Consider the following 18,619-nt stretch of genomic DNA (forward strand, 5'->3'; position numbering starts at 1 on the left):
ACGGCAGCCGTTATGCTTAAGTGCAATTTGTTTTCCTCTTAACCTGAGCTTTGTTACAGTGACAAGAGTTGTCAGCCAGGGATGCCAGGCGTGATAAGGTGGAAAAGCTCGTGCATGTGAAAAATACTTTTTACACAACAACCATTACCGTCATCATTGTCTCATTGATTGTTTCATTGTCGCTTGCCGTCCAGATTGCCACGTCCCGACAGCAGTCAATCCAGCAAATCAATACCAGCGTTGCCAACCTGAGCCATACCCTTAACGTCTACACGGAAGGGATCATTCGCCAAAGTGAAATGTTGATTACCACCGTTTCCGACACAATCGAAATTTATGGTATGACCCCGCAACAGGCGATCAATATTCAGCGAATGATAAGCAATCAGGATAATCTTCTTACTCAGATTAATAATGTGGTTGTCTATGATGCGCATGGGGATATCTTCACTGCATTGCACAAAAATTTTGCGGGCCCCCATAATGGCGCGGATAGAGCATTTTTTGTCTATCACAAGGAAAATAAAAGTCAGCAGATTTATATTGGTGAGCCGGTGATAAGCAGAACCAATGGTAAATGGGTTATTACTCTTAGCCGACGCCTTGAAACACACACCGGTGCATTTAACGGTGTTGTGGTGGTGACGCTGGGTATCGAAAATTTTCTGGCACTTTATGGACAGATTAATATTGGTCACGCGGGCGTTATTGGTTTAACGACGCAAGCAGGCGTTTTACTGATTCGTTATCCCTTTAAAAATAACTATATCGGTACGATTTTTTCTGACTCACCTCTCTTCAGAAAATACCTCAAGGTACAAAATACAGGGATAGCCAGCTCTGTCTCCAGGTTTGATAAAATCGAACGCATTTATGCCTATGAGAAAAACAGGCGCTACGGACTGGTTACGACGGTAGCGGTAAGCATTGATGAAGCCCTTTCACCGTGGCGCAAGCAGGCGATTCAGCTTGCCGCACTTATTTTGGTGTTTACCGCGACGCTCATCGTGGCGTCCTGTTTCCTCTATTCCGACTTATCCAGAAAAGCACGGGATAACAAAGCGCTAAAGATTATTGCCTCGGAGGATGCGCTGACAGGGCTTTATAACAGGCGCATCTTTGATGAAAAAATCGTCTCGGAAATTGCGGCGTGTGCGGCAAAGGACGCGCCGGTTTCGCTGCTCCTTGTGGATGTGGACTACTTCAAAAAGTACAACGATAACTACGGTCATCCGGAAGGGGACAGATGCCTGGCGTTGCTGGGAAACTGCCTAAGGGAAAGTCTCACCCGCGACAACCAGATTGTGGCGCGCTATGGAGGGGAGGAGTTTGCGCTGATTTTGCCTGAAACGGATATCCAGGAGGCGCTCCGCCTTGCGCAGACGATTATTTGCTATGTTTTCTCTCAGCAAATTGAACACGCATTTAGCCCCTTCGGGCGGGTCACGGTAAGCGTAGGGGTCTCCAGTGCGCGTGCTGTCAATATCGCGGGTAGCCAGCAGAATATTATTAATGCTGCCGACCAGGCGCTCTATCAGGCAAAACGCGGCGGGCGCAACCGGCACGCTTTCGTTGGGGCTTGATCAAAAAAAAGCCCACTCATGAGTGGGCAAGAAATACTGGAAGCAATGTGAGCAATGTCGTACTGAATACCTGAGTGTTTATCTCAACTATTCAGTGTTGAGAAAGATAATCTTTCTCAACAAAAGATGCAACCCCACAGTTCTTGTGGAAGGGCATGTTGATGAAGAAATGCGCAGACTCTCTCTGTGAGGCTTATCACAAATTTCCTTTCTCAGATCCTGTGCTATCCTTTTTGTGTCGTTGATTTAATGACAAAAACCATACAGAGAGGAAAGTTATGGGAATTTTATCCTGGATTATCTTTGGGCTTATTGCGGGTATTCTGGCGAAGTGGATCATGCCGGGCAAAGATGGCGGTGGGTTTATCGTCACCATAATACTGGGTATTGTCGGCGCGGTAGTCGGCGGTTGGATCAGTACGCTGTTCGGTTTTGGTAAAGTCGATGGCTTTAACTTCGGCAGTTTCGCGGTCGCGGTGATCGGCGCGCTGGTTGTGCTGTTTATCTACAGAAAGATCAAAAGCTAATACTGAAGCGTTATAAAGGCTGCCATATGGCGGCCTTTTTACGTAACGGGTTTACCACCAGCCAAACTGCGTGCCGGCAAACGCCACGACGGCAACGATCAACATAATGAGGGTGGTTTTTCTCATTTATGCCCCCGGAGCAGCGTAACCACCGACAAAAAACCACGCCAGAAATACCACCGCCGTTATAAAAATAACGACCGGGAAGAGGATCCCTATTCTCATATCATCACCTGTTTCGGTTTTTATAACGCCGTAGAGTGTACGGGGTTAATCCATCGCGAGAAAGCCTGTTTTGCTTTTTCCTTTCTTATCCTGATACATCGCGATATCCGCGGCACGTAACGCACTGTCCGGATCGGTTACGCCGGGATCCACTTCGATAACGCCGAGGCTGGCGCCAGGATAAATGATGCTGATGCTACCCAGCCAGTATTCCCCCGCAATTCGGGCGCTGAGGCGCGTTCTGAGAAGGTGGATTTGCTCCTCATTCTCGACGTTGCTCAGAGTGGCCACCAGAAACTCATCGCCGCCCAGCCGGCCGATGATATCGTCCTGCTGTTTTTCTGCGGTCAAACGCTTGCCCACTTCAATCAGGAACTGGTCGCCTGCTTCATGCCCGTATCGATCGTTAATCAGTTTAAAATCATCCAGATCGATAAAGGCAATGATGGCGTTACGTTTCAGATGCCGCGCCAGCGAAAACAGGGTGGTCAGATCCTCAAAAATGGCGCGACGGTTGGGTAACCCTGTAAGGGCATCTGTGTAGGAGTGGGCGATAAGCGCCGCGTTTGCTTCACGGAGCTGGGTCACCAGAGACTCTTTCTGAATGTACTGACTAATTAACCCGGCGAAGAGTTTTAACATCTGCTCGCCGCGCGCGCTGAGCGGTTTTTTTGCCGTGCTGGTGGCGCAGAGCGTACCGTAAAGCGAGCCATCGGCAAGATGAACGGGGATGCTCATGTAAGTGGTAATGCCGAGTGCTTTCGCCGCTTCACACTCCGGCCAACGCTCGGGGACATCGTTACTGAATAATGTGTCGCTATCCAGCGCGCGCTTACACAGCGTTTCATCCCATGGCACGCTTAACCCTTCAGGGATAGTCATCTGCTTGCTGTTTCGGGCATAGAGGATGTGCTGCAGCCGGGCTGTTATATCCACCTTCGTCAGATACGTCGACTCCATGTCGGTGACGATTTCCAGCATCTCCAGCAGCTGACGAACGAGGCTTTCAAGGGATTGCTCGGTGGCAAGGGTTTCTGAAACGCGAGCGAGGATAAGATCCGACATGACGTAGAATGACTCCCAGGCAGAAGACGTCTGCATCTGCATGTTATGCTGAATTTTTAGGCTTCCGGCATAGTAAAACATGAATATAGAAAATTTAATATATGGAGAGGTAGGCAGCAGGCGGGAAAAAAAGCCCCGTTGTTGAGAACGGGGCAAAGACATCTTGATTACGGAATGATGTTCTCTGGTCAAAGTGAGAACATGCCAGACTGTAGCGTTGAAAAGTGCAGTTAGAATGGAGAAATCATGGAGAAAGCGGCGACAAGCCGTTACCCTTAGCCAATGATGATGTCAAAAGGATCAACAAGATGAGATTTCTGCTACTGGCGCTGGCGCTTCCCCTGGTTGCCTGCACCGCAAAAACAACCCCACCCGACGCCCCGAAACCGCCGCACGCCGTGGGCATGGCGAACCCGGCTTCCGTTTACTGCCTTGAAAAGGGCGGGGAACAGGTCCCAATTCAAAGCCCGCAGGGGGTCCGCACCGAGTGCAAGCTGCCCGGTGGCGAAGTGATCGACGAATGGACGCTCTATCGTCGCGATCATCCGCAACCTGCCAGGTGACAGAGGGACAGTAGCTGCGATACACTTCTCTTTAGGATTATTCTTAGCCAATTTCTGGCTACCGTTACCGCGAGAGAAGTATGTTTCAGCTTAAACCGGGCAGCGTGGCGATGATCGTCGGTGCCCGCACGGCGTCAGGCCGTCGCAATATTGGTAAATCTGTGGAGCTATTTGGTCTCTGCCAACCCGGCCAGCGTTTCGTTAACCCGGTCAACGGCGTGATGACGCAGTTACCCGCAAGCGCGGACCGCGCGCTCTGGCTGGTGACGGGAGACGTCTACGCCTTTGACAATCAGCACGGCTTTGCGTTTGTGCGCGCCGAACACCTGATGCCGCTCACCCCGGACGAAGCTCCGCAAATTCACGATGAGCTGACGGTCGGCTGATCACAGATGGCGCAGCCAGTCGGCTAAGACCAGAGCGTGATTCTGCTTCGTGTCCTTCGCGCCGTAGAGCAGGGTTACGGTCTGCTTTTTCGCCAGCGCCGCCAGACGCTCTCCTTCGTCCTTATGCTGCGCCAGCTCTTCCTTGTAGGCTTTAGTGAAGGCCGCGAAATCAATCGCTTCGCTATGAAAGTCCTTGCGTAACGCGCTGGACGGTGTGAGCGTTTTACACCATTCGTCATACGCGAGGTCCGTTTTTTTCACCCCACGGGGCCAGAGCCTGTCCACCAGAACCCGATAGCCATCGCCCGGGCTCGCCTGTTCATAGACGCGTTTGCACTGAATCATAATTCCACCCTCCCAATTTAAGGTATTGTGATAATTGCAGAAGATCGGTAGTCTGAGGTTCCTTATGTTATCTGATAATACTCTGGCATAAGGAACCTTTCATGGAACACCTCCCGGTTAAAACGACGCTGCGCATTGCGCTGGTTGGCGATTACAATCCTGATGTTATTGCACACAAGGCGATCCCGCTGGCCATTGACGACGCCGCCGCGGTCCTTGACCTCACCGCCGATTACGACTGGCTTGCCACCACGGAATTAACCAGTTCTGAGGATCTGGTGGGCTACGATGCCATCTGGCTGGTTCCCGCAAGCCCCTATAAAAATACCGAGGCGGCCTTTATTGCCGCACGCTACGCGCGTGAAAACAGCATTCCGTTCCTGGGCACCTGCGGTGGGTTCCAGCATGCGTTAATTGAGTATGCCCGTAACGTGCTGGGCTGGAGCGACGCGGCACATGCTGAGACGGATACCGAAGGCACGATGGTGATTGCGCCGCTGACCTGCTCGCTGGTGGAGAAAACCGATGCCATTGAGCTGCGCAATAATACGCTGATCGCGAAGGCCTACGGAAAGCCGGAAATCGTAGAGGGTTATCACTGTAACTATGGCGTATCGGCGGCGTTTGCTCAGGAACTGGAGAGCGGTGATATGCGCGTAACGGGCTGGGACGAGCAGGGGGAAATTCGCGCTGCGGAGCTGGTGACCCATCCGTTCTTTGTTATCACCTTATTCCAGCACGAGCGTGCTGCGCTGGAAGGGCGTCCGGTGGTGCTGGTGCAGGCAATGCTGCGCGCGGCGCGCGGGTAAAAAAGGCAGACCCGATGGTCTGCCACTGTGTTTATCGGGGCGCGATTTCCCGGTCGCGCCCGGCAAGTACGCCGCAGATGGCCATGACGACAGCGGCCAGCGCGCAGGCGAGAAGCGGGATCCGCCAGTCTCCAGCCGAATCGTGAATTTTACCCATCAGCGGCGGACCGCAGGCGGCGAGCAGATAACCAATAGACTGTGCCATACCGGACAACGCTGCCGCCTGGTGTGCGGAGCTGGCGCGCAGGCCGATGAACGTCAGGCCGAGGATCATCGTTGCCCCGGTACCAAAGCCAAACACCAGCGTCCACATCACCGCCATCTCAGGCATAAACCACAAACCCGCCGCGCTAACCGCGCACATCAGCCCAACCGCTCCGGCGATGGTTCGCTGATCCTTCAGACGCTGGAGGACGAGCGGAACGGCAAGCCCCGGCACGGCCGTGGCAAGCTGTAAAAGGCCGTGCACCGAGCCGGCCTGCGCTTCGCTGAAGCCGTGGCTGAGCAGTATTGCCGGCAGCCAGCCGATGATGACGTAATAAATCAGCGAGTTAATCCCCAGAAAGAGCGTCACCTGCCAGGCGAGTGCCGAGCGCCAGATCGCGCGGTTATGCAGCGCGCCTGCGCCCGTTACCGTTGCGACGTGTTTCTGACGCCACTGCGGCAGCCAGAGCAGCAGCGCGATCAGCGGAAACGCCATCAGCATCAGCAGCGCGCCATGCCAGCCCGCATCACCCTGAGCCAAAGGTACGATCAGCGCCGAGCCTAACGCGGCAGAGACACCCATCGTCAGGGAATAGGCGCCCGTGAGTCGGGCAACCTGGCCCGGGAAATCACGTTTAATTAAGCCGGGCAACAGCACATTCCCCAGCGCGATCCCGCAACCAATCACCGCCGTTCCGATGAAAAGCAGGGTAGCGGAGGGCAGGGAGCGAACCGCAATCCCGATGCAAATCAGCATCAGGGCGATAAACAGGCTGCGCTCCATGCCGATACGCCGGGCAACGCCCGCCGCGAGCGGGGAGACAAGAGCAAAGGCAAGCAGGGGCAGGGTGGTCAGCAGACCGGTTTGCGCCGTGCTTAAGCCATAATCAAGGCGAATGGTATCGAGCAGCGGCGCTGCGCCGGTAAAGGTGACGCGAAGCGTGGTGGCAATAATCAGGATGCCTGCAATCAACAGCGCGCCCTGTTTTCCTGAGGTGCGAAGAGCAGTAGTCATTGTGTTCTCATACGTTCAAGCGAGCGCACACAATACCGATTTTCTCAGCGGTTGAAATCAGGCTAAAATGACAGTTTATCGCTAATATCGGACAACCTGATGATTGGTCTGGGACTGGACGGCTACGATCCTGATAGCCAGCACGATGCGGCCGTCGCGTTTCGCATCCGCGTGGTGACGGAAGAACAATATATTCCGCAGCATCAACACCGTAAGGGGCAGCTGATTCTGGCCCTTGGCGGCGCGATCACCTGCGAAGTGGAAAATGCGATGCTGATGGTACCGCCCCAGTATGCCGTCTGGATCCCAGGCCAAATGCCGCACAGCAACAGGGCCACGCCGGGGGCGCAGCTCTGCTTTTTGTTTATTGAGCCTGGTGCCGCCAGCCTGCCCGACCGCTGCTGCACCCTGAAAATCTCTCCCCTGGTGCGGGAGCTGATTTTATCCCTGGCGGAAAAACCGCGAGAACAGCTGCATCTTGCGGCCACATCGCGTCTGGTGGACGTCCTGTTTGACGAACTGCCGCTCCAGCGCCAGGAGCATCTGCAGCTGCCCGTCTCTCCCCATCCTAAAATCCGGCTGATGAGCGAGAAGATGGCGGAAGAGCCCGCCGCCTGGCAGACGCTGGCACAGTGGGCGAGCCATTTCGCGATGAGTGAACGCAACCTGGCGCGGCTGGTGGTCAAAGAGACCGGTTTAAGCTTTCGCCGCTGGCGTCACCAGCTTCAGCTGATCGTGGCGTTACAGCATTTGATTAGCGGGAAATCGGTGCAGCAGGTGGCACAGTCTCTGGGCTATGACTCTACCACCGCGTTTATCACCATGTTCAAAAAGGGGCTGGGCCAGACGCCGGCGCGTTACATGGCCAGCCTGACTATGACTTCCCGATAAACAGGGACACCAGCCCTGCCGCAATCAGCGGGCCTACCGGCACGCCGCGGAAGAGCGCCACGCCGAGTACCGTGCCCACCAGCAGGCCCGCCACCAGCGAGGGCTGGCTGCTCATCAGCGTCACGCCGCGTCCGCCCAGCCACGAAACAAAAATCCCCACCGCGATCGCCACCAGCGATTTCCAGTTCACAAACGAGTGCAGCAGCGTTGAGGCGGGAAGGGTGCCGCTGGCGATGGGAGCCATCACCCCGATGGTTAAAATGATGATCCCGATGGTGAGGCCTTGTTTTTCTATCCACGGGAAAAAGGTATTTAACGGGGTCACGCGCACAATAATCAGCACCAGAATCGAGATGGCGACGGTGGTGTTATGGCTGATAAAGCCGAGCGCGGCGAGCGCCAGAAGAATGAGCAGAGTTGGGTCAAACATGGGGGATCCTTGCCAGAATAATTATCCTGCTTACTGTACGCGTAAACGCGGCGGAGGACAGCGTTTAAAAGATTTTATCGCTGTCATTACCCTGTCATTTACGCGGATTAAAACGAAGGCAGGTATCGCAAAGGGATCGCCATCATGAACGATCACATGTTTGTTGAAACGCTCATTATCTCCTCATCGTTTTTCGCTATTGCCGTGATTCTCGTCGCCTCCGTGCTGTTTCTGGAAAGAAGAGGCTAGCGCCGTCACGACGACGGCTTATGGAAGTTTACAAGCTCAGGACGGGCAATGCGCAGGTAATCCTGGGTGTCCATAATCACGGATTTCTCCAGTAAACCGGCGTTAAAGGCAATTTCGTCGAAACGCTCGAACAGCAGCGGGTCGGCCACCAGCGCCAAATCAGGATGGAAGCTAAAGGGCGGGATCGCGCCAAAAACGCAGGCGGTAAGGGTATCGACCTCGGCCGGGCTGGCGAGGGAGGCTTTAAGCCCGCCAAAATGGCTGGCAAGCTGGCTCAGATCGGCCTGCAGGTCGGCGGCCAGAATCGCCAGTACGTGTTTTTTAACGCCGTTGCCCTTCACCTTGCAGACCAGGGCTTTTGCCCCCTGGCGCAGATCGGTCCCGCGAATTTCACTCACCGCTTCGCATTTCCCCACCGCCTCGTGCTCCATGACGCGAAAACGCGCGCCCTGCTCGGTGAGTAAGGTAATCAGCTGATGGTGGGTACTTGTCCCCATAACGTCGTCAGTCATCACAATTTTCCCGGTGATAATCCAGTATGCAGCTTGCTACATTAGCACGGGATAAACGGGGTCGAAAGAAAACAGCCAGCGGATTCGCTGGCTGTTGGGTTATGCGTTGCTGGTAGCAGATTGCTTGTGGAACAGCTCCCTGAACACAGGATAAATATCATCCTGATCGCGGATATGCTGCATGGCAAAGTTATCGAACATGGACTGCAGATGTTCATATTCCCGCCACAGGGTCTGGTGGGCGCGACGGGTAATTTCGATATAGCTGTAGTAACGCACCACCGGCAGAATTTTCTTCGCCAGGATCTCGTGACACAGCGGTGAGTCGTCGGCCCAGTTGTCGCCATCCGACGCCTGCGCGGCATAAATGTTCCACTGCGCCGGGTCGTAACGCTCTTTCACTACTTCATCCATCAGCTTCAGGGCGCTTGATACGATGGTCCCCCCGGTCTCCTGGGAGTAGAAGAACTCATGTTCATCCACCTCTTTGGCCTGGGTGTGATGGCGGATATAAACCACTTCCACGTTCTTATAGGTTCTGCTCAGGAACAGGTAGAGCAGGATATAGAAACGCTTCGCCATATCCTTGGTGGCCTGGTCCATCGAGCCGGAGACGTCCATCAGACAGAACATCACCGCCTGGCTGGAGGGTTCGGGACGTTTTTCGTAGTTCTTGTAGCGCAGGTCGAAGGTATCGATAAACGGCACGCGGTCGATCTTCGCTCTTAGCTCGGCAATCTCTTTACGCAGGCGCTCCTCTTCCAGCAGCTGCGCCGGCTCCGTGTTTTCCACGACCTTCAGGCTGCTCTCCAGCTCGCGCAGTTCGCGACGTTTGCCTGCCGTCATGGCCGTGCGGCGCGCCAGAGAATTCTGCAACGAACGCACAACGCTGATATTGGCGGGCACGCCGTTAGCGGTATAGCCCGCGCGATGGGTTTTATACTCGTTAAGCTGACGATGCTGATTCTTTTTCAGATTCGGCAGCGCAAGGTCCTCAAACAGCAGGTCGAGATATTCATCTTTCGAAATCTGGAAAACGAACTCATCCTGGCCTTCACCGTCCTGGCTGGCCTGCCCCTGACCGCTTCCTGAACCACCGCCGCCGCCCTGAGGGCGCTCAATCCTGTCGTTCTGAACGAAGTGGTCGTTACCTGGATGAACGCGATGGCGCAGGCCGCCACGCCCCTGATGAAACATCGGTTCGCTGATGTCATCGGTAGGGATGGAGACAGACTCGCCGCTGTCGACGTCGGTCACCGAGCGTTTGTTGATGGCCTCGGAGATCGACTGTTTAATTTGCGCTTTATAACGGCGCAAGAAGCGCTGGCGGTTCACCGTGCTCTTGTTTTTGCCGTTAAGACGCCGGTCAATAAACCAGGTCATATACCCCCCGTACTGCATTTGCCAACTTGCGTTTTTGTTGGCCCGGCAGGCGCAGGCGCTACCGGGCACTTGTTTTAGGACGATTTACGCACGCGCAGATACCATTCGCAGAGCAGGCGAACCTGTTTGCGGGTGTAGCCTTTTTCCATCATACGGTCGACAAAATCGTCGTGTTTCTTCTGCTCGTCGGTTGAGGTTTTGGTGTTAAACGAGATCACCGGCAGCAGCTCTTCGGTATTGGAGAACATTTTCTTCTCAATAACCGTGCGCAGCTTCTCGTAGCTGGTCCAGTTCGGATTGCGCCCGTTATTATGCGCTCTGGCGCGCAGGACGAAGTTCACAATCTCATTACGGAAGTCTTTCGGGTTGCTGATCCCAGCAGGCTTCTCGATTTTTTCCAGCTCCGCGTTCAGGGATTCACGATCAAACAGCTGGCCGGTATCCGGGTCGCGGTACTCCTGATCCTGGATCCAGAAGTCAGCATAGGTGACATAGCGGTCGAAAATGTTCTGCCCGTATTCTGAATAGGATTCCAGATAGGCCGTCTGGATCTCTTTGCCAATGAACTCGGCATATTTCGGGATCAGGTAGCCTTTCAGGAACTCAAGGTAGCGTTCAGCCTGCTCCTGCGGGAACTGCTCGCGCTCGATTTGCTGCTCCAGGACGTAGAACAGATGAACCGGGTTGGCCGCCACTTCCGCGTGGTCGAAGTTAAAGACCCGTGAGAGGATCTTAAACGCGAAACGCGTGGAGAGGCCGTTCATCCCTTCATCAACCCCGGCGTAATCGCGGTATTCCTGGTACGATTTCGCTTTCGGATCGGTATCTTTCAGGCTTTCACCGTCGTAGACGCGCATTTTCGAATAGATGCTGGAGTTTTCCGGCTCTTTCAGACGCGACAGGATGGAGAAGCGCGAGAGCGTTTCCAGCGTGCCAGGAGCGCATGGCGCATGCACCAGCTCACTGTGGTTAAGCAGTTTTTCGTAAATTTTGATCTCTTCGGAGATCCGCAGGCAATAAGGCACCTTGACGATGTACACGCGGTCAAGGAAGGCCTCATTGTTTTTGTTATTACGGAAGGTTACCCATTCCGATTCGTTCGAGTGGGCGAGAATAATCCCGTTAAACGGCAGGGCGGAGATCCCTTCCGTCCCGTTGTAGTTCCCTTCCTGGGTCGCCGTCAGCAGAGGATGCAGCACTTTGATCGGTGCTTTAAACATCTCGACGAATTCCATAATCCCCTGGTTGGCGCGGCACAGCGCACCGGAATAGCCATAGGCATCCGGGTCGTTTTGTGCGAAGTTTTCCAGCTTACGGATATCGACTTTACCCACCAGCGCCGAGATATCCTGGTTGTTCTCATCACCCGGTTCCGTTTTGGCGATAGCGATCTGCTCCAGTATGGATGGCCACACTTTCACGACGCGGAATTTGGTGATATCACCGCCAAATTCGTGCAGGCGTTTTGCCGCCCACGGCGACATAATGGTGCCGAGGTAGCGACGCGGGATGCCAAACTCTTTATCCAGAATTTGCGCATCTTCCTGCGGGTTAAACAGGCACAGCGGATGGTCGTTCACCGGGCTGCGTTCGCCGTTGGCGCTCAGCACGTAAATCGGTACGCGCTGCATCAGCGACTTCAGGCGTTCAGCCAGCGAGGATTTACCGCCGCCGACGGGGCCGAGTAAATAGAGGATCTGTTTCTTCTCTTCCAGACCCTGGGCGGCATGCTTCAGATAGGAGACAATCTGTTCAATGGCATCTTCCATACCATAGAACTCTTCGAACGCCGGATATCGGGCGACCACCCGATTCGAAAATAGACGGGAAAGCCGTGGCTCCAGGGCAGTATCAACCATGTTTGGCTCACCGATAGCCATCAATAGCCGTTCTGCCGCATTGGCATAGGCACTGCGATCTTGCCGACAAATGGTAAGAAACTCCTGCAGTGTGAACTCTTCGTCCTTGGCAGCTTCGTAGCGCTGGCGATAGTGATCGAATATATTCATGGCATGCCGTCCTTTCGTTTTTTAGCACAGGATAAGAGCCGTTCGTATGAGTAGTGGAGGCTCCCGGAAGAGAATCTCTCGCACCCCACTGCCAGAGCAGCAACCTGTGTGCCAGGTCAGACGCTAAGAACCGCAGGTGTTCAGGAAAACTCTTCTTAAATTTAAGCGTAGATGGCATTTGCCAAACTTGCATGCTGAGAAAAACTAATTTCAATGACATATCAATAACTCATCCAAAAATTTCCACCCGGGTTATAAGGCTTAAGCACGTTTTTCATTCAGCGGTCATATAAATGAAAGCGGGTTGTCATCTGAAAAGTTAAAAATAATGGGTTAATCAGACTGATTAGCAGGCAAAAAATTTTGGGATGTACGGGAATGGCGGTTACACTTCACCCGCTGATTATTTGACTACAGGAAAGAATGGATTGTGACCAAACTCAAACTTCTGGCATTGGGCATCCTTGCCGCGACCGCAGTTAGCACCGCTCAGGCGGAAAGTCAGTGGACGGTGGGTGCGGGCGTTGGCGTCATTAACAGCCCATACAAACAGTATGACCGCGATGTTTATCCTGTACCCGTTATCACCTATGAAGGCGATAACTTCTGGTTCCGCGGTCTCGGCGGCGGCTACTATCTGTGGAACGATACGGCCGATAAGCTTTCTATCATGGCCTACTACGATCCAACGCACTTCAAGCCAGGCGACAGCGACAGCCACGCGCTTCGCCAGCTCGACAAGCGCAAAAGCACCATGATGGCCGGGCTTTCATACGTGCATAACACCCAGTATGGCTTCCTCCGTACGGCCCTGGCGGGTGATACGCTGGATAACAGCAACGGCTTTATCTGGGATCTGGCGTGGTTGTATCGCTATACCAACGGTGGGCTCACCCTGACGCCGGGTATCGGCGTGCAGTACAACAGTGAAAACTACAACGACTATTACTACGGCGTTTCTAAAAACGAGTCCCGCCGCAGTGGGCTGAAAAGCTACAGCGCCGATGATGGCTGGGATCCTTACCTGGAGCTGACCGCGAGCTATAACTTCCTTGGCGACTGGAACGTCTACGGTACCGGCCGTTACGAGCGTCTGAGCGACGAAGTGAAGGATAGCCCGATGGTTGATAAGTCCTGGGCTGGCATCTTCTCGGTGGGTGTGACCTACAAGTTCTGATTGTGCATTATAGTGGTGCAATCATTGCATCAAAACGGGGCGCTTGCGCCCCGTTTGCTTTGGTATGGTGCAGCGACCTTATCGCTTAACGATGCGAATTGTCTGCCCTAAACGAGACGGCTTTTCCTCGCTCGCTTTCTGCGGGGTAGTTACGCAGGCCGTTTCCACGCAGACGAACGTTTTGTAACCGTCATCAGGGATGTCGGCCATGCTGATGGAGAGTGCAGGCCCCGGGTTCCAGCCCACCACGTTGCTGTGATGGTGATGAACCACCTCAATGCCGCGGTTAAGAGCACCGTCGTGGATCACGCTGCACGCTTCCGGATGCAGATAGACGCGGTCAGTACGGTCAGGGAACGCCTGAACGCCGTCGCTCAGCTTACCTTCCTTCGCGTTATCAACTTTGTCGATAAAGGTATCGCCCAGGCCGCTCACCTTCACTGCATTGATGTCACCCACGTTGAAGTAGGTATGCAGGGCAGAGGTGGTCTCGAACTCGCCGTGGGCTTCCAGCTCAATCTCGCAGCTCTGACCCAGTTTGAAGCGGGCATACAGGGTGAAATCATGCGGCCACAGGGCGCGGGTTTCATCATTAGCCTGCAGCTCAAAGGTCAGCACTGCGCCGTTGTCATCTTCGTTATGCGCTTTCAGCGTCCACTGCTGGTTACGGGCGAAACCGTGAGAAGGCAAACCCGGCTGTACGGACGGGCCAAACCACGGCCAGCAGATCGGTACGCCGCCGCGAATCGCATCCCCTTTTTTGAACGAGGTGGCGTCACTCAGCCACAGCGCCTCCGCTTCGCCTTCCGGTTTCCAGGAGAGCAGGTGTGCGCCGTTCAGCGCCACGGAGGCTTTAACGCGCGGGTGGTCAACGACGATAACGTCGGCACCGTCAATCTGACGGCGGGAGAGCACAGGGGTAAGTTGTTCGACTACCGGAAGTGCAAAAATTTTATTTATCATTAAGCAATCCTCTGTCTAAAAAACAATAAAAAAGGCGACCGAAGTCGCCTTTTTGGATCAATCACTCATCTCAACTTATTTGGAGATGTGAGCGATCAGGTCCAGTACTTTGTTAGAGTAGCCAGTTTCGTTGTCGTACCAGGAAACCAGTTTCACGAAGTTGTCGTTCAGTGCGATACCTGCTTTAGCATCGAACACGGAAGTGCACACTTCGCCGTTGAAATCGGTAGATACAACATCGTCTTCGGTGTAACCCAGAACGCCTTTCATTGGGCCTTCGGAAGCAGCTTTGATTGCTTTCTTAATTTCTTCATAAGAAGCAGCTTTTTCCAGACGAACGGTCAGGTCAACAACGGAGACGTTAGGAGTTGGAACGCGGAACGCCATACCAGTCAGTTTGCCATTCAGTTCTGGCAGTACTTTACCTACAGCTTTAGCAGCACCGGTAGAGGATGGGATGATGTTCTGAGCCGCGCCACGGCCGCCGCGCCAGTCTTTGTGAGACGGGCCGTCAACGGTTTTCTGAGTAGCGGTGGTCGCGTGAACGGTAGTCATCAGACCTTCGATGATGCCGAAGTTGTCGTTGATTACTTTTGCCAGCGGTGCCAGGCAGTTGGTGGTGCAGGATGCGTTAGAAACGATGTCCTGGCCAGCGTAAGTTTCGAAGTTTGCACCGCGAACGAACATTGGGGTGTTGTCTTTGGAAGGACCAGTCAGAACAACTTTCTTCGCACCCGCAGTGATGTGTTTACGTGCAGTTTCGTCGGTCAGGAAGATACCGGTTGCTTCAGCAACAACGTCAACACCGATTTCGTTCCATTTCAGGTTAGCTGGGTCTTTCTCAGCAGTAACGCGGATGGTTTTGCCGTTAACAACCAGGTGGCCGTCTTTCACTTCAACGGTGCCGTCGAAACGACCGTGAGTTGAGTCGTACTTCAGCATGTACGCCATGTATTCAGCGTCCAGGAGATCGTTGATACCAACGATTTCGATGTCAGAACGTTTCTGAGCAGCACGGAAAACAATACGGCCGATACGGCCAAAACCGTTGATACCTACTTTGATAGTCATATATTCCACCAGCTATTTGTTAGTGAATAAAAGGTTGCCTGTAAAATTACAAAAACCTTACGCAGCGTCAAGCGGAATCGTGTCAATCATTGCGACAAATCAATCCTGTGACTAACGTTTGTGCGACTGACTCGCCTCACTTTCCCTTTGAGCTTGCAACCACATGGGGGCTGCGCCCGGAATTTTAAAGTCCTCGCAGGATAAAAATGTGAACGTGATCACAATTGCCTGACCGCCTTTTCGCGACACATAAGTTTAGAACAAAAGTGCACGCAAGGGTGTTAATGTTTTGTTAGAATCCGGGTTAAAAGATGTCTGTTTCTACAGCGAGATGTAAGCATATGTCGAACCAACATAACCCTGACGATCTGAAAAAAAACCTCACCGAAATGCAGTTTTACGTGACCCAGAATCACGGCACGGAGCCGCCATTTACCGGGCGATTACTGCACAACAAGCGAGACGGTGTCTATCACTGTCTGGTCTGCGATGCCCCGCTGTTCAATTCACAAACGAAATACGACTCCGGCTGCGGCTGGCCGAGCTTTTACGAGCCGGTGAGCGATGACGCAATCCGCTATCTGACCGACTCGTCGCACGGTATGGTGCGCACGGAAATTCGCTGCGGTAACTGCGACGCGCACCTGGGGCACGTCTTCCCGGATGGTCCTCAGCCAACGGGTGAGCGTTTCTGCGTGAATTCAGCCTCAATGAGCTTCACCGATGATGAAAACGGCGACCAGATTAAGGGTTGAAAAAACGATTCAGCAAATTATTCCTTTGAAAGGGAGAGATCGTGAATATTGAGGACATGATTAACGGGATGACCCCGGAAGTTTATCAGCGTCTGGTGACCGCCGTTGAGCTGGGAAAATGGCCGGACGGTGTGGCGCTCACGCCTGAGCAAAAAGAGAACAGTTTGCAGCTGGTGATGCTGTGGCAGGCGCGCAATAACACCGATGCGCAACACATGACTATCGACACTAACGGTCAGATGGTGATGAAGAGCAAGCGCGAGCTGAAGGAAGATTTTGGCATCACGCCGAAGCCGATTGCGACGATCAAAATGCAATAACGGTGCGGGTTGATGCCCTCACCAGGCCCTCTCTCTGTGGGAGAGGGCCTGGTGCCTTACTACTTATGCGGGATCCCGAGCGACTCCGCCAGCTGTTTCGCTAACTGATTGTTGTCGTCCGCTCCGTACTCCCAGAACATCGCCCCGGCGAGGCCTTTCTCTTTGATGTAGTCCGCCTTGATCGCGACAGAACGCGGATTCTCATACGAAATCGCAAACAGCGCGTTGCCATCGGCACCCTTTACCGAGAGCCACGGTACCTTCGCCTGGTCGTCCCAGTGCTCGGTAAAATGCTTCTGCGGATCGTTCAGTAGCTTCTTCACGATATCGTTGTACTTCACGTAGGTATCTTTAGTCAGGTCATAGCCGAGCGACTTAAACAGGGCGACCTCCTGCGGTCCAAAGTAGGGCTGTGTGACCGGATTTTTTTGCGCGTCCGGCTTGCTCCAGTCAATGCCCGGTTCAACCGCACGTTTCGGTACGCGGCCGTAAAAACCGATCCCGAGGTTCATCTGCTTCGGCTTAAGTCCGGCGGCCAGATAGTTGTTCACCACAAAATCGACGCTGTATTTGTCGGCGGCAGCCACCGTTGGCCAGGCGCTGGAGTCATACAGGTTCGCGTTGAAGTACTGTGTCCCGTACGCCATGTCGTAGGTCATCAGGTTGATGTAGTCGAGGAGCGGGGCGATGGCTTTGACATCCACCCAGCTTTTCGGACTTTCCGCATTCGCGCCCACCGCAATGGTCACCAGCTTTTTCTGCCCGAACGCGTCGCGCATCTCTTTCAGCAGGGCGGTAAAGTTATCCCTGTCGGCGGGCTGGCTTGCAACCAGCCCCCACGCGCCGTTGACCGGATATTCCCAGTCGAGATCGATCCCGTCCAGACCGTATTTCTCAACAATTTCCTTCGCGGAGCGGATAAACACCGCGCGACTCTCCTGGGTTGCCGCTGCGCCAGAGAAACCGCGCGCCCCCCAGCCGCCAACGGAGAGCAGGACTTTCAGGTTCGGGTTTTGCTTACGCAGAGTGGGGATTAAGGCCAGGTCGGACGGCACTTTTGGCGAAAGCCAGATTTGATGCAGCTTCGCCGGATCTTTCAGCGCAGGGTTGGTCTCATCTTTCTCGTTGTTATAAACAAGCCCAAACGAGTAGTTCAGGTGGGTGATCTGGCGAACGTCCAGTTTGTTGATATCGCCACCCGGTCCGGCGGTGACGTCGCCACCCCCGTTAAAGTAGCCCACGGACATCAGAGGTGCGGCGGAAGCAAGCGACGCGCAAAGCAAGGGTAATGCTGCCAGCAGGGGCAAACGTTTCATACAAGTTCCTCTTTGACTAAATGAAAATAACCACGCCACAGAAAAGGCGTGGCGAAAAAACAGCCTGAAGAGAATAGCATTGCCGCTTCGCTGAGGATGCGAGGGAGTTCACTTTATGGGGATTGGGGAGGGGTTTTGCCGGGTAAGCATCAGCGCCACCCGGCTTAAAAGGCTACGCCTGCGTTTCCTGCCAGTCTGCCAGCGTATACAGCGTGGCACCTTCGGCGGCCATATCCATAAACGCCTGGGCGCTGTCCTGTGGTTGGATGTTCACCCCACGACAGCCGTCGGTGATGACGCTAACGGTATAACCCAGCTGGAGCGCGTCCAGCACGGTAAACTTCACGCAGTAATCCGTCGCCAGACCCAGCACGATCAGCTCCGTGATTTCATGGTGACGTAACCACGCATCCAGCGCCGTCTTCTGGCGATGCCCGTTATCGAAAAACGCGCTGTAGCTGTCGATAACCGGGTTTTCACCTTTATGGAACACCGCGTCGATGGCCTTCTGATTCAGGAGCGGGTGCAGCTCCGCTCCTTCGGTCTGCTGTACGCAGTGATCCGGCCAGAAGGTTTGCGCCAGACCGTCGAGTTCACCCTGGGTGAAAGGCTCAACGTTGTGCTGGCTGGCAAAGCTGCCGTGGTTCGCCGGGTGCCAGTCCTGGCTGGCGACAACCGCTTCACCGCGGGCTTTGCACCAGTCAATCAGGGTATTTGCCACGTCAACGGTGCTGTCACCTTCGGCGACGGCCAGCGCGCCGCCCGCGCAGAAATCATTTTGCAAATCGACCAGTAGCAGGGCGCGTTGCTTCATGAGAGCT

22 protein-coding genes are annotated in these 18,619 nt (G+C 54.1%); 10 read left to right on the plus strand and 12 right to left on the minus strand.

Annotation, left to right across the window (positions count from 1 at the left end):
- The first annotated feature begins 98 nt into the window (after window positions 1-98).
- Both IM313_RS19910 and IM313_RS19915 read left to right on the plus strand, forming a co-directional pair.
- Window positions 99-1,583: a sensor domain-containing diguanylate cyclase gene (locus IM313_RS19910; RefSeq protein ID WP_232948098.1), complete on the plus strand. Its 1,485-nt coding sequence runs from the start codon at window positions 99-101 to the stop codon at window positions 1,581-1,583.
- Between the two features lie 278 nt (window positions 1,584-1,861).
- Complete coding sequence (locus IM313_RS19915; RefSeq protein WP_028012758.1) at window positions 1,862-2,110, plus strand: GlsB/YeaQ/YmgE family stress response membrane protein; 249 nt, start codon at window positions 1,862-1,864, stop codon at window positions 2,108-2,110.
- Between the two features lie 126 nt (window positions 2,111-2,236).
- Here the strand turns inward: IM313_RS19915 and IM313_RS19920 are convergent, their stop codons facing one another.
- Together IM313_RS19920 and IM313_RS19925 are read right to left on the minus strand one after the other, a co-directional pair.
- Complete coding sequence (locus tag IM313_RS19920; RefSeq protein ID WP_014883431.1) at window positions 2,237-2,335, minus strand: YoaK family small membrane protein; 99 nt, start codon at window positions 2,333-2,335, stop codon at window positions 2,237-2,239.
- 45 nt (window positions 2,336-2,380) lie between these two features.
- Window positions 2,381-3,400, minus strand: a complete 1,020-nt coding sequence (locus IM313_RS19925; RefSeq protein WP_045630223.1) for a sensor domain-containing diguanylate cyclase — start codon at window positions 3,398-3,400, stop codon at window positions 2,381-2,383.
- A gap of 308 nt (window positions 3,401-3,708) precedes the next feature.
- Between IM313_RS19925 and IM313_RS19930 the strand changes: the two genes are divergently transcribed.
- Complete coding sequence (locus tag IM313_RS19930; protein WP_045261615.1) at window positions 3,709-3,963, plus strand: DUF333 domain-containing protein; 255 nt, start codon at window positions 3,709-3,711, stop codon at window positions 3,961-3,963.
- Window positions 3,964-4,043: 80 nt separating this feature from the next.
- Window positions 4,044-4,349, plus strand: a complete 306-nt coding sequence (locus tag IM313_RS19935; RefSeq protein ID WP_192970921.1) for a hypothetical protein — start codon at window positions 4,044-4,046, stop codon at window positions 4,347-4,349.
- Here the strand turns inward: IM313_RS19935 and IM313_RS19940 are convergent, their stop codons facing one another.
- The gene (locus IM313_RS19940; protein ID WP_041910484.1) at window positions 4,350-4,694 is read right to left on the minus strand and encodes a DUF488 domain-containing protein; all 345 of its coding nucleotides are present in this window, start codon (window positions 4,692-4,694) and stop codon (window positions 4,350-4,352) included.
- Window positions 4,695-4,795: 101 nt separating this feature from the next.
- Here IM313_RS19940 and IM313_RS19945 point away from each other — a divergent pair, with 101 nt between their 5' ends.
- Entirely contained in the window at window positions 4,796-5,503 is a 708-nt protein-coding gene (locus tag IM313_RS19945; RefSeq protein ID WP_028012763.1) for a CTP synthase, read from the plus strand.
- Window positions 5,504-5,534: 31 nt separating this feature from the next.
- On the opposite strand, the gene IM313_RS19950 is transcribed toward IM313_RS19945, so the two are convergent.
- The gene (locus tag IM313_RS19950; RefSeq protein ID WP_192970922.1) at window positions 5,535-6,722 is read right to left on the minus strand and encodes a CynX/NimT family MFS transporter; all 1,188 of its coding nucleotides are present in this window, start codon (window positions 6,720-6,722) and stop codon (window positions 5,535-5,537) included.
- Window positions 6,723-6,821: 99 nt separating this feature from the next.
- Between IM313_RS19950 and IM313_RS19955 the strand changes: the two genes are divergently transcribed.
- Entirely contained in the window at window positions 6,822-7,613 is a 792-nt protein-coding gene (locus tag IM313_RS19955; protein ID WP_045261611.1) for a helix-turn-helix transcriptional regulator, read from the plus strand.
- Here the strand turns inward: IM313_RS19955 and IM313_RS19960 are convergent.
- Window positions 7,597-8,043 (minus strand): DUF441 domain-containing protein, encoded by a 447-nt coding sequence (locus IM313_RS19960; protein WP_008500737.1) that lies wholly within the window; start codon window positions 8,041-8,043, stop codon window positions 7,597-7,599. The two genes, IM313_RS19955 and IM313_RS19960, sit on opposite strands and share 17 nt — an antisense overlap.
- Window positions 8,044-8,187: 144 nt before the next feature.
- On the opposite strand from IM313_RS19960, the gene yoaI reads away from it, so the two are divergent.
- Window positions 8,188-8,292, plus strand: a complete 105-nt coding sequence (gene yoaI / locus IM313_RS19965; RefSeq protein ID WP_088205013.1) for a small membrane protein YoaI — start codon at window positions 8,188-8,190, stop codon at window positions 8,290-8,292.
- Window positions 8,293-8,297: 5 nt separating this feature from the next.
- On the opposite strand, the gene IM313_RS19970 is transcribed toward yoaI, so the two are convergent.
- The 3 genes from IM313_RS19970 to yeaG all read right to left on the minus strand — a co-directional run bounded on the left by IM313_RS19970 (window position 8,298) and on the right by yeaG (window position 12,196).
- A complete protein-coding gene (locus tag IM313_RS19970; protein ID WP_049136801.1) occupies window positions 8,298-8,804 on the minus strand; it encodes a YbaK/prolyl-tRNA synthetase associated domain-containing protein in 507 nt (168 codons plus the stop codon).
- A 99-nt stretch (window positions 8,805-8,903) separates the two neighbouring features.
- A complete protein-coding gene (locus tag IM313_RS19975) occupies window positions 8,904-10,187 on the minus strand; it encodes a YeaH/YhbH family protein (RefSeq protein WP_028012767.1) in 1,284 nt (427 codons plus the stop codon).
- Window positions 10,188-10,261: 74 nt separating this feature from the next.
- The gene (gene yeaG, locus IM313_RS19980) at window positions 10,262-12,196 is read right to left on the minus strand and encodes a protein kinase YeaG (protein ID WP_014883443.1); all 1,935 of its coding nucleotides are present in this window, start codon (window positions 12,194-12,196) and stop codon (window positions 10,262-10,264) included.
- A gap of 430 nt (window positions 12,197-12,626) precedes the next feature.
- Here yeaG and IM313_RS19985 point away from each other — a divergent pair, with 430 nt between their 5' ends.
- The gene (locus IM313_RS19985) at window positions 12,627-13,373 is read left to right on the plus strand and encodes a MipA/OmpV family protein (RefSeq protein WP_048959711.1); all 747 of its coding nucleotides are present in this window, start codon (window positions 12,627-12,629) and stop codon (window positions 13,371-13,373) included.
- 78 nt (window positions 13,374-13,451) lie between these two features.
- Here the strand turns inward: IM313_RS19985 and IM313_RS19990 are convergent, their stop codons facing one another.
- Both IM313_RS19990 and gapA read right to left on the minus strand, forming a co-directional pair.
- Window positions 13,452-14,336 (minus strand): D-hexose-6-phosphate mutarotase, encoded by an 885-nt coding sequence (locus IM313_RS19990; RefSeq protein ID WP_045261609.1) that lies wholly within the window; start codon window positions 14,334-14,336, stop codon window positions 13,452-13,454.
- A gap of 75 nt (window positions 14,337-14,411) precedes the next feature.
- The gene (gene gapA / locus IM313_RS19995) at window positions 14,412-15,407 is read right to left on the minus strand and encodes a glyceraldehyde-3-phosphate dehydrogenase (RefSeq protein WP_006809136.1); all 996 of its coding nucleotides are present in this window, start codon (window positions 15,405-15,407) and stop codon (window positions 14,412-14,414) included.
- A gap of 341 nt (window positions 15,408-15,748) precedes the next feature.
- Here gapA and msrB point away from each other — a divergent pair, with 341 nt between their 5' ends.
- Together msrB and IM313_RS20005 are read left to right on the plus strand one after the other, a co-directional pair.
- On the plus strand, window positions 15,749-16,162 hold the full coding sequence (msrB, locus tag IM313_RS20000; protein WP_028012770.1) for a peptide-methionine (R)-S-oxide reductase MsrB: 414 nt from the start codon (window positions 15,749-15,751) through the stop codon (window positions 16,160-16,162).
- A gap of 41 nt (window positions 16,163-16,203) precedes the next feature.
- Entirely contained in the window at window positions 16,204-16,482 is a 279-nt protein-coding gene (locus IM313_RS20005; protein WP_028012771.1) for a YeaC family protein, read from the plus strand.
- Between the two features lie 59 nt (window positions 16,483-16,541).
- On the opposite strand, the gene IM313_RS20010 is transcribed toward IM313_RS20005, so the two are convergent.
- Together IM313_RS20010 and pncA are read right to left on the minus strand one after the other, a co-directional pair.
- Complete coding sequence (locus tag IM313_RS20010) at window positions 16,542-17,798, minus strand: glycoside hydrolase family 18 protein (RefSeq protein ID WP_192970923.1); 1,257 nt, start codon at window positions 17,796-17,798, stop codon at window positions 16,542-16,544.
- 172 nt (window positions 17,799-17,970) lie between these two features.
- The gene (pncA, locus tag IM313_RS20015) at window positions 17,971-18,612 is read right to left on the minus strand and encodes a bifunctional nicotinamidase/pyrazinamidase (protein ID WP_045630119.1); all 642 of its coding nucleotides are present in this window, start codon (window positions 18,610-18,612) and stop codon (window positions 17,971-17,973) included.
- Window positions 18,613-18,619 lie beyond the last annotated feature (7 nt).

It is taken from the genome of Enterobacter cloacae complex sp. P2B, assembly GCF_014895985.1.
In the GTDB taxonomy this organism is placed as follows: domain Bacteria; phylum Pseudomonadota; class Gammaproteobacteria; order Enterobacterales; family Enterobacteriaceae; genus Enterobacter; species Enterobacter bugandensis.

Bases quoted from the DNA above. Each gene is read 5' to 3' on its own strand.
- IM313_RS19915 (WP_028012758.1), top strand. From the start codon at position 1,862: ATGGGAATTTTATCCTGGATTATCTTTGGGCTTATTGCGGGTATTCTG.
- IM313_RS19955 (WP_045261611.1), top strand. From the start codon at position 6,822: ATGATTGGTCTGGGACTGGACGGCTACGATCCTGATAGCCAGCACGAT.
- IM313_RS19945 (WP_028012763.1), top strand. From the start codon at position 4,796: ATGGAACACCTCCCGGTTAAAACGACGCTGCGCATTGCGCTGGTTGGC.
- IM313_RS19935 (WP_192970921.1), top strand. From the start codon at position 4,044: ATGTTTCAGCTTAAACCGGGCAGCGTGGCGATGATCGTCGGTGCCCGC.
- yeaG (WP_014883443.1), bottom strand. From the start codon at position 12,196: ATGAATATATTCGATCACTATCGCCAGCGCTACGAAGCTGCCAAGGAC.
- pncA (WP_045630119.1), bottom strand. From the start codon at position 18,612: ATGAAGCAACGCGCCCTGCTACTGGTCGATTTGCAAAATGATTTCTGC.
- yoaI (WP_088205013.1), top strand. From the start codon at position 8,188: ATGAACGATCACATGTTTGTTGAAACGCTCATTATCTCCTCATCGTTT.
- IM313_RS20010 (WP_192970923.1), bottom strand. From the start codon at position 17,798: ATGAAACGTTTGCCCCTGCTGGCAGCATTACCCTTGCTTTGCGCGTCG.
- msrB (WP_028012770.1), top strand. From the start codon at position 15,749: ATGTCGAACCAACATAACCCTGACGATCTGAAAAAAAACCTCACCGAA.
- IM313_RS19950 (WP_192970922.1), bottom strand. From the start codon at position 6,722: ATGACTACTGCTCTTCGCACCTCAGGAAAACAGGGCGCGCTGTTGATT.
- IM313_RS19920 (WP_014883431.1), bottom strand. From the start codon at position 2,335: ATGAGAATAGGGATCCTCTTCCCGGTCGTTATTTTTATAACGGCGGTG.
- IM313_RS19990 (WP_045261609.1), bottom strand. From the start codon at position 14,336: ATGATAAATAAAATTTTTGCACTTCCGGTAGTCGAACAACTTACCCCT.
- IM313_RS19970 (WP_049136801.1), bottom strand. From the start codon at position 8,804: ATGACTGACGACGTTATGGGGACAAGTACCCACCATCAGCTGATTACC.
- IM313_RS19975 (WP_028012767.1), bottom strand. From the start codon at position 10,187: ATGACCTGGTTTATTGACCGGCGTCTTAACGGCAAAAACAAGAGCACG.
- IM313_RS19960 (WP_008500737.1), bottom strand. From the start codon at position 8,043: ATGTTTGACCCAACTCTGCTCATTCTTCTGGCGCTCGCCGCGCTCGGC.
- gapA (WP_006809136.1), bottom strand. From the start codon at position 15,407: ATGACTATCAAAGTAGGTATCAACGGTTTTGGCCGTATCGGCCGTATT.
- IM313_RS19940 (WP_041910484.1), bottom strand. From the start codon at position 4,694: ATGATTCAGTGCAAACGCGTCTATGAACAGGCGAGCCCGGGCGATGGC.
- IM313_RS19925 (WP_045630223.1), bottom strand. From the start codon at position 3,400: ATGTCGGATCTTATCCTCGCTCGCGTTTCAGAAACCCTTGCCACCGAG.
- IM313_RS19930 (WP_045261615.1), top strand. From the start codon at position 3,709: ATGAGATTTCTGCTACTGGCGCTGGCGCTTCCCCTGGTTGCCTGCACC.